We start from the raw sequence: 13,938 nt of genomic DNA on the forward strand, positions 1-13,938 counted from the left end.
CAAACGGTACCAAAAACCGTTGTACTACCCTTATACTATCGGACAAAAACTTCTCAAGGATATTCTCCTCGAAAGGGAATGCAAATGTAGGAACCTTATTTTAAATATGCAAGAGTGATTTTAAAATATTTTTAATTTCTTTCCTGCTGTTCCTATTTGCGTTGCAAAGATAAAAAAATCATCATATCTGGTGCAACATTTTATTTTTTTCTACGACTTTTTTTACTGCGAACCACTTAAATCATTTATTATCAAAGACTAAAATTAAACTATGAATTACTCAAGGATCAACACCATTGGAGGCTGGCTCTGTTTTTTCGTTGCCGCGCTCACGTACATCTTAACTTTAGATCAATCTGTAAGTTTTTGGGATTGCGGCGAATTTATTTCTGCAGCCTTCCGCATGGAGGTGGTACACCAGCCCGGCGCTCCTATTGTATCAATGATCCAGCGGTTATTTTCTGCGTTGGCTTTTGGCGATAAAACCAAAGTGGCTTATTTTGTGAATTTAGCATCGGCCCTTGCCAGTGCCGGAACGATACTTTTTTTATTCTGGACGATTACAGCACTGGCAAAAAAAACGGTAATTAAAAAAGGCGAAGAAATTACAAATCAAAAAATCATCGGCATTATGGGTGCAGGTTTAGTTGGTGCCCTGGCTTATGCTTTTTCTGATAGTTTTTGGTTTTCGGCAGTTGAGGCAGAAGTTTATGCCATGTCGTCGCTTTGTAGTGCCGTTGTGTTTTGGGGAATACTAAAATGGGAATCGCTGGCCGATGAACCAAAATCAGACCGATGGCTGCTCCTTGTAGCTTATATTATGGGGCTTTCCATTGGCGTACACATTTTAAACTTACTTACCATCCCCGCGCTAATATTTGTTTATTATTTTAAAAAGTATCCATCACCTACCTGGCAAAGTATTTTAAAAGTATTTTTTATTTCAATTGTGGCATTAGCGGTGGTTCAATTTGGTATCATCCAGTATATTATATCTATTGCGGCAGGTTTCGATTACTTTTTTGTAAACACCATGGGGCTGGGTTTTGGATCGGGAATATTGTTTTTTGCTGTTCTTTTAATCTCTGGTTTGGTTTATGGCATCCGCTACTCCATCCTAAAAAACAAAAGGGCCTTAAACCTCATTATGCTCTTTACTGTGCTATTATTATTTGGCTATAGCTCTTATGCTTTACTGGTAATCAGGGCGCAGGCTAAACCGAATTTGAACAATTATAATGTAGATAACGTTTTTTCGCTTTCAAGGTATCTGGGTCGCGATCAATATGGCGACAGACCTCTGCTTTATGGTGAGAATTACAATTCGCAAAAAACAGACATTAAAGAAACTGGTAAAATTATCCGTAAGGGCGAGAAGAAATATGAACCTGCCGGAACTAAATCTGCTTATGTTTTTGCCGATGAAACATTATTGCCGCGCATGTACAGCGATAAACCCGAACACACCAGGTTTTATAAAAGTTATATGGGTTTTAACGATGAGCACAAACCAACCTTTATGGATAACCTGACGTACTTATTTTCCTTTCAGGCGGGACAAATGTACATGCGTTATTTTATGTGGAATTTTGTTGGCAGGCAGGATAATGAGGATGGACAGTTTGGAGGAAAAGACGGCAACTGGCTTAGCGGCATTAAACCCCTGGATGCGATTAGGCTTGGTAACCAGAAAAACCTTCCACCTTCAATTGTAGAGAACAAAGCATATAACCGATTTTTCTTTTTGCCGTTAATTATCGGACTGATTGGTGCGGTATGGCATTTTAAACGCAACCAAAAAGATGCCGGCATTATTGGTTTACTTTTTGTTTTTACCGGCATTGCCATTGTATTTTACCTAAATTCTGTACCAATTGAGCCTCGCGAGCGGGATTACGCTTATGTGGGTTCATTTTATGCTTTTGCCATATGGATCGGTTTAGGTGTATTTGGTTTAAAAGATTATGTTTTTCAAAAATTAACGCCAACAAAGGCAAGTATTTTTGCATCACTTATAGCACTGTTTGGTGCTCCGGTTATAATGGCCAATCAAGGCTGGGATGATCACGACCGTTCGGATATCCATGTGGCGAGAGATATGTCGGTAAATTACCTAAAATCGTGCGCACCAAATGCCATCCTCTTCACCTATGGCGATAATGATACCTATCCCGTTTGGTATGCCCAGGAGGTAGAAAATATCCGTCCGGATGTGCGCATTGTAAACCTAAGTTTATTTACTGCTGATTGGTACATTGATGGGATGCGCAGAAAGCAAAATGAATCTGCTCCATTGCCAATTACGCTAAAACCTGAACAATACGTTGAGGGTACAAGGGATATTATGTATTACCAGGATTATAAAATAGCCCAGCATATCGAGTTAAAACAGATTTTAGACGTGCTCCTATCCGACAGTGATGAAGATAAGGTAACCATGAACGATGGCACAAAGTATAATGTATTGCCAACCAAAAACCTTAAACTGGCAGTAAACCCGCAACAGGTTCTGGATACCGGAACCGTGCCTAAAGAAGATGCAGGTAAAATTGCCAGCAGCATGGAATGGACTTTCGGTTCGGAATATGTAACAAAAGGCACCCTTGCTTTATTTGATATTTTAACACATAACAACTGGGAAAGACCCATTTATTTTAGTGGCGCAATGCCGAATGAACAGTATTTGGGGCTAAACAAATACCTTTACTCGGAAGGGTTAAACAAAAGATTGCTGCCTTTAAAACCAGATACCGCAATAACCGAAGATTATGAACGTGTAAACTTAAAACCTTTATACAACAACCTCATGAATGTTTACGCTTTTGGCAATATTAAATACGCCAACCATTTAGACAGGCAATCTGCTGATGATGTAACCATGTTGGCCAACATGTTTAACGGCCTTTTAAATGGTTTGATCAATGAAGGTAAAGTAGCTGAAAGTAAAAAAGTAGCCAACAAATATCTCGAAGTAATTCCTACTAAATTTTACAGCATGCGCCAGGTAATGAGCACCTACTATTTTACGGAAAGCCTATACCGATTAAACGATTTAAACCATGCAAATGCAATGATCATAAAGTCTGCTGATTATGTAGGTAAAGAGCTTACCCATCTGGCTGATGTTTCGGAAAGTAAAAATCAATTGTCATCAGAGCAGGATGTTCGTTTTTACCTAGGCTATTTAGGACAGATGGTAAAATTAACGGAGGTTTTTAAGCAGCAAGCACTTAGTAAAAGTTTAGAAAAACAGTATAACGATCTGATTGTAAGATTTACTCCTTTTGCGGCGGGTTAATCAAAAACATTCTAAATTTTAACCGATAGGCAGATTTTACATTTCTGCTTATCGGTTTTTAATTTGTAAATAGATTAAAATCCTTTAAGATAATAGACTTAAGCCGTTAAAAATTGTTAAATCAATCCAAAAATTTACCTGTTTTATCGACTAGAATAGTTAATTTCGGCAGCATTTTTATGTGAAAACAATTTTTAATATCATTAAACAAACCAATGAATTATTCAAAAGTTAATAATATAGTAGGCTGGATCTGCTTTTTAATTGCTACACTAACTTACGTTTTAACCTTAGAACCATCTGCAAGCTTTTGGGATTGCGGTGAATTTATCGCATCAGCATTTAGAATGCAGGTTGTTCACCAACCTGGCGCGCCTTTATTCTTAATGATCCAACGTTTCTTCTCCATTTTTGCAACTGGCGATTTAACTAAAATTGCTTACTGGATGAACGTAGGTTCGGCTGTTTCAAGCGGGGCAACTATCTTATTCTTATTTTGGACAATTACCGCACTGGCTAAAAAAACAGTGCTAAAAGCTGGCGAAGAGCTTACAACAGGCAAACTGATCAGCATTATGGGTGCAGGAGCCGTTGGTGCACTGGCTTATACTTTTTCTGATAGTTTTTGGTTTTCTGCTGTAGAATCAGAAGTTTACGCGCAATCGTCGCTATTTACTGCGATTGTATTCTGGGCTATCCTTAAATGGGAAGCACATGCCGATGAGCCAAGGGCTGATAGGTGGTTATTGTTTATTGCATACATTATGGGTTTATCGATCGGTATTCACTTGTTAAACTTATTAACCATCCCAGCGCTAGCTTTTATTTATTACTTTAAAAGAACAGATAAGGCAACAACATCAGGAATTATCAAAACCCTTATTGTTGGTATCTTAATCCTTGCGGTAATCCAGTATGGTATTATCCAGTACCTGGTTTCATTCGGTGCATATTTCGATCTGTTTTTTGTAAATACATTGGGAATGGGCTTCGGAACAGGTGTTTTATTCTTTGCCGTTTTATTAATCGGTGCGTTAGTTTGGGGTATTCGTTATTCTATTCAGCACCAAAAGAAATTGTTAAACTTAGGTTTAATTTCTACCGTTTTAATCATTTTCGGTTATGCTTCTTTCTCGATGATCATCATCAGGGCCAAAGCAGACCCGAATTTAAATAACAGTGCACCGAAAGATGCTTTCTCTTTCTTAAGTTACTTAAACCGTGAACAATACGGCGATAGGCCGTTGGGTTACGGACCTAATTATAATTCTGAAAGAACAGGTGTTACTGAAGGAAAAACAATCTGGAGAAAAGGCAAAGACAAATATGAAGTAGCAGGCAAAAAAACCGACTATGAGTATAGCAACAACACTTTATTGCCACGTATGTATAGTGATGATCCTAAACATGCTGCTTTTTACAAAGAGTGGATGCATTTGGATGATTCTAAAAACCCTAATCTGGTTGATAACGTTGGCTTTTTAGCCAGTTACCAAATTGGTTATATGTATATGCGTTACTTTTTCTGGAATTTTGTTGGCCGCCAGAACGATGAACAAGGTCAGGGAAGTGGTTTTGAAGGCGAATGGATTAGCGGTATCAAACCAATTGATGCCATGCTGAGAGGCGATCAAAGCCATTTACCGGCATCAACAGTTGATAATAAAGCGTATAACCGTTTCTTCTTTTTACCTCTAATTTTAGGTATAATTGGCGCACTTTGGCATTTTAAACGCAACCAAAAAGATGCTGGTGTTGTGGGTTTATTATTCTTTTTTACCGGTATTGCAATTGTATTGTATCTAAATCAAAAACCTTTAGAGCCACGCGAAAGAGATTACGCCTATGTAGGGTCGTTTTATGCCTTTGCCATATGGATAGGGCTCGGGGCGCTCGCCATTAAAGAATGGGTATTTAAAAAAGTAAGTCCTACCGCTGGTGCTATTGGGGCAACTGTAATTGGTTTATTGGCTGCTCCGGTAATTATGGCTGAGCAGGGATGGGATGATCACGATCGTTCTACCAAATTGGTTCCTCACGATATTGCTTTGGATTACCTTCAATCCTGCGCACCAAATGCCATCTTATTTACCTATGGTGATAATGATACCTACCCGCTTTGGTATATTCAGGAGGTTGAAAATGTTCGTCCGGATGTGCGTATTGTAAACTTAAGTTTATTCGATACAGATTGGTATATTAATGGTTTAAGGCAAAAACAAAATGAATCGGCACCATTGCCAATCTCGATGAAACCTGAGCAATATGTGCAGGGTGAAAGAGATGTAATGCCATACGATGATTACAAAATTGCCGGTAGCGTTGAGCTTAAAAACGTTGTAGATTTATTACTATCGAACGATGAAAGCGATAAAGTACCAATGCAGGATGGAACAAAATCTAATTTCTTACCAACAAAAAACCTGAAAATTACGATCGATCCTAAACAAGTGGTGAGTACCGGTACTGTGCCTGCCGCTGATGCCGCTAAAATTGCTTCAGAAATGGACTGGAAATTTAACAAAGGTTATGTTACCAAAGGAACTTTAGCCATGTTTGATATTCTTGCGCACAACAATTGGAAGCGTCCTATTTATTTTGCTTCTACAGTGCCTTCTGAGCAATATAACGGATTAGATAAGTATTTATACAGCGAAGGTTTAGCCTTGCGTTTATTGCCGCTTAAGGCTGATACAACAGCATCTGAAGACAGACCTGAGCAGTTAAACACACCTGTTCTATATAACAACGTGATGAATAAATTTAAGTGGGGAAATATGAAAACCGCTAAATATCTGGATCCACAATCATCTGATGACACATTTATCTTCACCAACATCTTCAGCAGCCTAACAGGAAGCTTAATTAAAGATGGTAAAATTGATGAGGCTAAAAAAGTAATTGATAAATATTACGCTGTAATGCCTGATAAATTTTTCGGTATACGCACTGTGGTAGTAAAGTTCTACATGGCCGAAAACTTATACAAGCTTGGCGAAACAGCAAGAGCAAACGATATTTTAGATAAATCTGGCGATTACATCAACAAGGAACTAAACTACCTTGCAGATATTTCACAATCGAAGGGTTTAACGGGGTCGCAGAATATTCAAACTGGTTTGTACTATCTGGATAGAATGATTAAAACCAGTAAAGCCGCTGGCCAGGATAAATTGAGTGATAAATTACAGAAAACATTTAATAGCCTGGAAAGCCGTTTATCAATGTTTTTCCCTCAGCAAGGTCCGCAGCAATAAGCGGATGCTGAAAACATTTTACGAAGCAGCTACATTAATTTGTAGCTGCTTTTTTTGTTTATTAGCTAATACAAAAGGGGTATTCGGTATTGTAACATCCGTCACCCTGAATTTATTTCAGGGTCTTTTTTCTATAGCATGATAGATGCTGAAATAAATTCAGCAGGACGAATCTCCATTGAGCATTGCCAAATAGGAAATAAATATCGTAACATACATTACCCTGAATTTATCTCAGGGTCTTTTATCAATAGCATTATAGATGCTGAAATAAGTTCAGCAGGACGAATCTCCATATATCTTGTGTCTATCTTCACTGTTTAAAATAAAAAATCCTGTTCAGCATTGCCAAACAGGATTCAGATTATTTTATTATGTAATAATTATTCGTTAACTACACCCATTGCACAGAATTTCTCAATTCGTTGTTCAATAAGTTTATCAGTTTTTAATTTGCCTAATGCAGCTAAATCCTTAATGATGTAATCTTTCAAAGTTTTTCCCATTAACTCCGGATCCTGGTGTGCACCACCAAGCGGCTCAGGAATTATTCCATCAATAAGCTTGTTGCCAAACATATCATCGGATGTCAGTTTTAAACATTCGGCAGCTTTTTCTTTAAAATCCCAGCTTCTCCACAAAATAGATGAGCAGGATTCAGGTGAAATTACCGAGTACCAGGTATGCTCCAACATATACACTTTATCGCCAATACCAATACCCAAAGCACCTCCCGATGCACCTTCACCAACAACAACACAGATAATCGGAACGCGAAGAATAGACATTTCCAACAAATTTCTGGCAATTGCTTCACCCTGCCCGCGTTCCTCTGCCTCCAAACCAGGGTAAGCACCCATGGTATCGATAAAAGAAATTACCGGTTTGTTAAATTTTTCGGCCAGGCGCATTAAACGTAAAGCTTTCCGGTAACCCTCAGGATTGGCCATACCGAAATTACGGAACTGACGCTCTTTAGTGTTTTTACCTTTCTGGTGACCGATAACCATTACGGTTTGACCATTTATAGTAGCAAAACCACCAATAATAGCCTTATCATCTTTAACCGTTCTATCGCCGTGCATTTCAATAAAATCATCGCAGATCATACTGATGTAATCGAGCGTTTGCGGACGATCAGGGTGGCGGCTCATCTGAACCTTGTTCCAACCGGTTAAATTTTTATATAAGTTGTTGGTAGTTTCATCTAATTTACCATCAAGCTCATCTAAAGTGGCAGACATATCTACCTTGGTTTTATCGGCAACTTGCTTAACCTTTTCTATCTGCTGAACTAGATCGGCAATAGGTTTTTCAAAATCGAATGATGTTTTTATTTGCTGCATAATTGAACCACAAAAATAAGTAATTATTTTTAGTTTGAAGCGAACAGTTTTTTGTTTGCGTTTTTGGAGCTGAAAAATCGCTTAAAAGAGCTGGAAACTTTAATAGCAAGTAATAAAGCTAGAAGAGTTGACAACTTTAATAGCAAGGTGCAAAAGAAAGTTGTCAACTCTAAAAAAATAAAACTAAAAGAGTTGACAACTCTAATAGCAAAGTGCACAAGAAAGTTGTCAACTCTAAAAATAAAGCTAAAAGAGTTGACAACTTTAATGGCAGGGTGCATAAGAAAGTTGTCAACTCTAAAAAAATAAAGCTAAAAGAGTTGACAACTTTAATGGCAGGGTGCATAAGAAAGTTGTCAACTCTAAAAAAATAAAACTAAAAGAGTTGACAACTTTAATAGCAAGGTGCAAAAGAAAGTTGTCAACTCTAAAAAAATAAAGCTAAAAGAGTTGACAACTTTAATAGCAGGGTGCATAAGAAAGTTGTCAACTCTAAAAAAAATAAAGCTAAAAGAGTTGACAACTTTAATAGCAAGGTGCAAAAGAAAGTTGTCAACTCTAAAAAAATAAAACTAAAAGAGTTGACAACTTTAATAGCAGGGTGCATAAGAAAGTTGTCAACTCTAAAAAAAATAAAGCTAAAAGAGTTGACAACTTTAATGGCAGGGTGCATAAGAAAGTTGTCAACTCTAAAAAAATAAAACTAAAAGAGTTGACAACTTTAATAGCAAGGTGCAAAAGAAAGTTGTCAACTCTAAAAAAATAAAGCTAAAAGAGTTGACAACTTTAATAGCAGGGTGCATAAGAAAGTTGTCAACTCTAAAAAAAATAAAGCTAAAAGAGTTGACAACTTTAATAGCAAGGTGCAAAAGAAAGTTGTCAACTCTAAAAAAATAAAGCTAAAAGAGTTGATAACTTTAATAGCAGGGTGCATAAGAAAGTTGTCAACTCTAAAAAAATAAAGCTAAAAGAGTTGATAACTTTAATAGCAGGGTACATAAGAAAGTTGTCAACTCTAAAAAAAATAAAGCTAAAAGAGTTGACAACTTTAATAGCAAGGTGCATAAGAAAGTTGTCAACTCTAATTTTAAAACTTAGCCGCCTCTCCTGCCTTTGGCAGTGCTTTTTTGATAAACTCCCTGATATGGTTATTAGCTGTTTTAAGGTCATCTTTGCGCAGGTACATCATGTGCCCACTTCGGTAACCTTCCCAACTCATGCGATCTTGCAGTTTACCGGCGGCATCCAATTGCCACATGCTATATTTAGCGTTAAAATAATCGCAGGCACCATCATAATAACCCGATTGCACCAACAAATGAAGATATGGATTTTGCGCCATCGCCTGGCGGAGGTTATCGCCCGTTTGGTCGCCGGTTTTATCCCAAGGGTAAACCGAACCGAACATATTGTATTTTAAATCGGTTTTATAATTAAGTTCATTGCGGATGTACATGTTAATGGCTGGCGTAAAAGAGTGCAGCCATGAGGTTAATTCGGCATTATAATCAGGTCCTTCACCAGCACTCATTTTATCGATACCACGATAGCGCGAATCCAATCTGCCAACGGTAAAACCTTTATCTCTCAACAATTCTTTCCAAAAGAAATCTGTGGGCACGTTTAGGTTATAATCTAAAATCACCTTTTCCGAAAGGCCCGAATAACGCGCCATTTTAGCTGCGATTGCTTTTTTCTTATCTGCACCAAGTATTCCGCCTTGCGAAATTGCCGGAATTAACTCGTTGATGGTGAAATTTTCTACTTCGGGTAACATCGCCGTTAAATCTTTGCTTTGTAAATCGGCTGCCAGGGCTTTATGGTACCATGCAGTAGCAGCAAAATACGGTAAACGTAAAGCTGCATCAACAGGGCCGCTCCGCTCTATACCAAGCTCGGTAGGCGATACCAATACTACACCATTTAAATACATCCACTTGGCTATTCTGTAACTCTAAGGCCAGGCCGGAAACGCGGGTGGTGCCATAACTTTCGCCAATTAAAAACTTGGGTGATGCCCAGCGGTTATTGCGGGTTACAAAAGTATTAATCCACTCGGCAAGGTATTTTATATCAGCACGTACACCAAAAAATTTATTTGTCGGAATATCTTTACTTACTGCCCTTGAGTAACCTGTATTAACGGGATCGATGTAAACAATATCGGCAACATCTAAAATAGAATATGGGTTTTCTTTATAACCATAAGGCTGAACGGGGTAACCTTCATCATTGATATTTAGCACCACCGGACCAGTATAAGCAATGTGCATCCAAACTGAGGCAGAGCCCGGCCCACCATTGAAAGAAATTACAAGAGGTCTTTTATCGCGGTTTTGCACATCGCTGCGTTCGTAATAGGTATAAAACAAGCCGGCAATGGGTTTTCCATCTTCATCCCAAACCGGAAGCGTGCCTGTAGTGGCTTTATAGGCAACAACTTTTCCATCGATGTTTACCGAATGGTTGGTAACCACAGCACTTTCTACTTTGATGGTTCTTTCGTTTGTTAGCGATTTTGGTTCGTCTTTTACGGTAACCTGTGTGGTGGTTACGGTTTCTTTTGACTGATTTTTTCTTGGTCCTTGTGCCTGCACATAAATGGCTGCACACAGTAATGTGGTGAGTAAAAATTTAAATTTCATCGAAAGTTTGGTTTGGTTGTTAAATATCAAACTAATGCAGCGTTAATCAAAAATCGCATTGGAAATGTTACCATAAAAGCGCCAAGCATATTTATTACTGCTGCTTTATGCCTTTAATTCCTCAATCATTGATTTTGCCGCAGCCTGCTCAAATTCTAAAGTTTTAATTTTGAGAGAAATTTCTGCCTGCTTATCAAGGCCGCATTTAGCTGTTTTTTCCAAACAGTCTATTTCCAAAATTTCTAGATATGCCAATAATGGTAGGTTTTCAGGCATTTTTAATTTTAAATGAACCAAAACAGACCATAAATTCTTTGTTTTAAGATTAGTAGCGTGCAGTAACTTTAGCTTTCTTTTTAGCTTTAAACATGTATAAGCAGCCCGATCAATCTGCTTATTTAATTTGGTTATAATCGCGCTTTTTGCATGGTCAGTTTTTGTGTTGATTTCGCTATGGATTATTTTAGGTACATTGTTGTTTAAAAATATTTGTATTTCTGAAAGCAGAAGCAGGTTTTTTGTGGCTATACTTCGTGAACCATTTTCATACATTGCTGCCGAACTTCTGTTTATCCCAAGTAGGCCACTCATTTGATCTTGTGTAAGGCCGAGCTTCTCTCTGATGTTTTTCATTTGCTATTCCTGTTACGGTAACCTTGTGACAATTTTTTCTGTCACATAAAATTCTGTCACAATTTTTAAAAATTTATTTTGCGCAGCTATCGGATAATTGCAAAGCAAGCTAGCAATAAAAAGCCGACATTACATTTAGTAACGCCGGCGCTGCAAAAAACTACTTCAAAGAAGTGGTAAAATTTTATAAAGAATTTAGTTATTAAAACAGATTGCCAATGAGAAGCAACAATACTTAAAAAAGCAACCTATAATTGAAGTTATTACTTTTACAAAAAGCTATTCGATCAATTATCGCACAAACGTTTGATTAATTTTGCATTCCGAAGCATAACGCATGTATAAGCAATACTTATATAATGATCACCTTGGCTTGTTATTGATTTTACAGCATCCATTTATTTTAGTACGGAAATTTCTTCATCAGACAATACCTTGTTCCAAATTTGCAGTTCATCTAACTTTCCTTTAAATCCACCGATAGTGTGTAAAGGGAAAAACAGTGTTTCAGATTTACGCATTTTTGTTTTGTCTTTATCTGTAAACTCGATCCAGTTATCGTACAATTTCTTTTGCAGCTTACCATTTACATAAAGGCTGGTACCCTTATTCGTACCTGTTATCACTACATGCGTCCAGTTATTTTCTGGCAAGCGATATCCAAAATCAATATTATAGCCTTCTCTCGAAAAACCCAGATTACCCGTACCCGCCTGCTTTAGTTTTACAACGGCGTTAGGTGATTTAAACAGTATCGCATTATCAGCATTGTTACTTGCAGGATATACCCAAAATGAAACCGTGTAATTGTATCCAATTTCGGTATAAGGCAATTCGGCTAAACTATTTTCACCTGAAAATGCTAAGGCATTTTTTAAATATCCTGGAGTGTATAGTGTATTTTTAAGTTTAACCTGATTATTCTTTTCATCAAAACTATAATGTGCTGTAAATGGAGCTTCCATTTTTGATAACTTTCCACTAATGTTTAGCGATGGTCCTTCTCCTATTTGTTTACTCAAAACGCTAAAATCATCGAATGTTAAAGGCGTACTGCTGCCACCCCACATTTTTTGCGCCAGTACCTGCATCGCCGGAAACACCCTATCGTGCACATCTTTTTCGGTAATGCCATTGCCTACAATATCATTCCACACGGCGAAAGATCCACCAAGTATGGTAGGATCACCGGCTGGAAACTGAGCATTACCGATCATAGAGGGAGTCCACTTACTGTACAGGTTTTTAATATTCAGGTAATCAAAATAATAGCCCGCAGCGGGCACAATATAAAGCCATCCATCTGGCGTACTGATCTGTTTGTAGCCCAGTTTTTTCATCTCAACAGGATTTGCATATCCGTTGTACCAGGTATTCATCACTACATTTTCTACTTTAACAGGGGTATTGCCCTTGGCATGTGTTAATGCGCCCCAAAGCCTTACCTCTTTCCCAAAACCTTCTACATACCTGATCATATGATCGGTAAAAGCCCTAAAAACTTCTGCATCTTTTTTGGCGTATTCATCCGTGCCAATATGAACCGCTTTACCCATAAACACGGGGTTGTTTCCTGAAATGTATTCTTTAAACACATTTTCCATAAAAGTATAGGTTAATGGGTTATGGAGATCGAGGTGATCCATACCATATGCCTTACTACCAATTTCGGGAACCACTTTGGTAAAAGCCAGTGCATGGGCCGGGGCATCAATTTCAGGGATGATACGCACGGCATAATCATTTGCCAGTTGTTGCAAGGCGATAAATTCTTTTTTGGTATAAGAACCATCTTTTGCAGTTAAGCCAGGGTAGCTTGTATTTTCTAAACGGAAAGCAGAGTAGGTTTCAGACCAGTTGTCGTTGAAATATTTTTTAAAACCGTTATCATTTAAATGAATCTGAAAATCGTTCAGTTTATAGTAAGACATAAATTTCACATAATCCCTCAAAAATTGCAGACTAAAAAATTTACGGCCAACATCGAGCACAAAGCCGCGGACTTTAAATTCAGGGTAATCTCTGGCCAGGCCTTTTGGAATACTATTTTTCTGTTCCAGTAATTGCAACAAAGTCCGTGTTCCCCAAAATAATCCCTGGTATTTTTCGGCACTAATAGTTACATGCTCGTCAATATTAAAGTAATAACCTTCCTCTCCAATGCTTTTATCTTTGGTATTTAAGGTTAAGAAAACGTCTCCTTTTTTAGGTTTTCCTTTTACGATCAACAGTGTAAAACCCAGCTGATCTTTCAATTCCTGTTTTAAAATACCGGCAGCATTTTTCAACGCTGATTCATCATTTGCATTTAAAACTATCCTGCTGGTTTTTGTGAGTATGAAATTACCTTTATCTCCATGCCATTCGCGTAAAGCCGGAATAACGAAGGGTTGTGGATTAACACCAGCGTCGGCATATTTTCCGGGTACAGTAATTTCTTTTGAAACATCGTACTTTATCGAATCAATTTTTTCATTAATCAATTGAAAGTAGAGTTTCACTTTTGTTGCAACCAGTGGTGTGGTAATTTTGCCTGATGGATTTATAATGGGCTCGTGATTGCTTCCTTTAAATACGAGGGAATATCCTTTAGGACTTCCAGGAAAGACGATCTTCTGGTCACCTGCTTTTATTTCTTTTACATCAGCTACTGATTTTACAATTGTACTATCGGTTTGACCGAATAAAAACCCCGTGGTAATGATGATTAAACCAACGGTAATTAGCATATTTTTCATGTAGTGAATTGTATTTGGCGT

7 protein-coding genes are annotated in these 13,938 nt (G+C 37.7%); 2 read left to right on the forward strand and 5 right to left on the reverse strand.

Annotation, left to right across the window (positions count from 1 at the left end; translation table 11 throughout):
* Positions 1-271 precede the first annotated feature (271 nt).
* Positions 272-3,298: a glycosyltransferase family 117 protein gene (locus AC0IWE_RS17065; protein ID WP_471793953.1), complete on the forward strand. Its 3,027-nt coding sequence runs from the start codon at positions 272-274 to the stop codon at positions 3,296-3,298.
* Between the two features lie 215 nt (positions 3,299-3,513).
* The gene (locus AC0IWE_RS17070) at positions 3,514-6,555 is read left to right on the forward strand and encodes a glycosyltransferase family 117 protein (protein ID WP_471793954.1); all 3,042 of its coding nucleotides are present in this window, start codon (positions 3,514-3,516) and stop codon (positions 6,553-6,555) included.
* A 383-nt stretch (positions 6,556-6,938) separates the two neighbouring features.
* On the opposite strand, the gene AC0IWE_RS17075 is transcribed toward AC0IWE_RS17070, so the two are convergent.
* From AC0IWE_RS17075 to AC0IWE_RS17095, 5 genes are all read right to left on the reverse strand, one after another.
* Positions 6,939-7,901 carry an acetyl-CoA carboxylase carboxyltransferase subunit alpha gene (locus AC0IWE_RS17075; RefSeq protein ID WP_055908250.1) on the reverse strand — a complete coding sequence of 321 codons (963 nt, stop codon included), beginning with the start codon at positions 7,899-7,901 and terminating at the stop codon, positions 6,939-6,941.
* A gap of 1,087 nt (positions 7,902-8,988) precedes the next feature.
* The gene (locus AC0IWE_RS17080) at positions 8,989-9,834 is read right to left on the reverse strand and encodes a hypothetical protein (protein WP_471793955.1); all 846 of its coding nucleotides are present in this window, start codon (positions 9,832-9,834) and stop codon (positions 8,989-8,991) included.
* A complete protein-coding gene (locus AC0IWE_RS17085) occupies positions 9,767-10,546 on the reverse strand; it encodes a S10 family serine carboxypeptidase-like protein (protein ID WP_471793956.1) in 780 nt (259 codons plus the stop codon). Before AC0IWE_RS17085 ends, AC0IWE_RS17080 begins: the two co-directional genes overlap by 68 nt.
* 105 nt (positions 10,547-10,651) lie before the next feature.
* Positions 10,652-11,179 (reverse strand): helix-turn-helix domain-containing protein, encoded by a 528-nt coding sequence (locus tag AC0IWE_RS17090; RefSeq protein WP_471793957.1) that lies wholly within the window; start codon positions 11,177-11,179, stop codon positions 10,652-10,654.
* Positions 11,180-11,577: 398 nt separating this feature from the next.
* Positions 11,578-13,917: a family 20 glycosylhydrolase gene (locus AC0IWE_RS17095; RefSeq protein ID WP_471793958.1), complete on the reverse strand. Its 2,340-nt coding sequence runs from the start codon at positions 13,915-13,917 to the stop codon at positions 11,578-11,580.
* Between the last annotated feature and the right edge of the window lie 21 nt (positions 13,918-13,938).

This window comes from Pedobacter sp. AC402 (assembly GCF_979252805.1).

Bases quoted from the DNA above. Each gene is read 5' to 3' on its own strand.
- AC0IWE_RS17065 (WP_471793953.1), top strand. From the start codon at position 272: ATGAATTACTCAAGGATCAACACCATTGGAGGCTGGCTCTGTTTTTTC.
- AC0IWE_RS17070 (WP_471793954.1), top strand. From the start codon at position 3,514: ATGAATTATTCAAAAGTTAATAATATAGTAGGCTGGATCTGCTTTTTA.
- AC0IWE_RS17075 (WP_055908250.1), bottom strand. From the start codon at position 7,901: ATGCAGCAAATAAAAACATCATTCGATTTTGAAAAACCTATTGCCGAT.
- AC0IWE_RS17080 (WP_471793955.1), bottom strand. From the start codon at position 9,834: ATGTATTTAAATGGTGTAGTATTGGTATCGCCTACCGAGCTTGGTATA.
- AC0IWE_RS17085 (WP_471793956.1), bottom strand. From the start codon at position 10,546: ATGAAATTTAAATTTTTACTCACCACATTACTGTGTGCAGCCATTTAT.
- AC0IWE_RS17090 (WP_471793957.1), bottom strand. From the start codon at position 11,179: ATGAAAAACATCAGAGAGAAGCTCGGCCTTACACAAGATCAAATGAGT.
- AC0IWE_RS17095 (WP_471793958.1), bottom strand. From the start codon at position 13,917: ATGAAAAATATGCTAATTACCGTTGGTTTAATCATCATTACCACGGGG.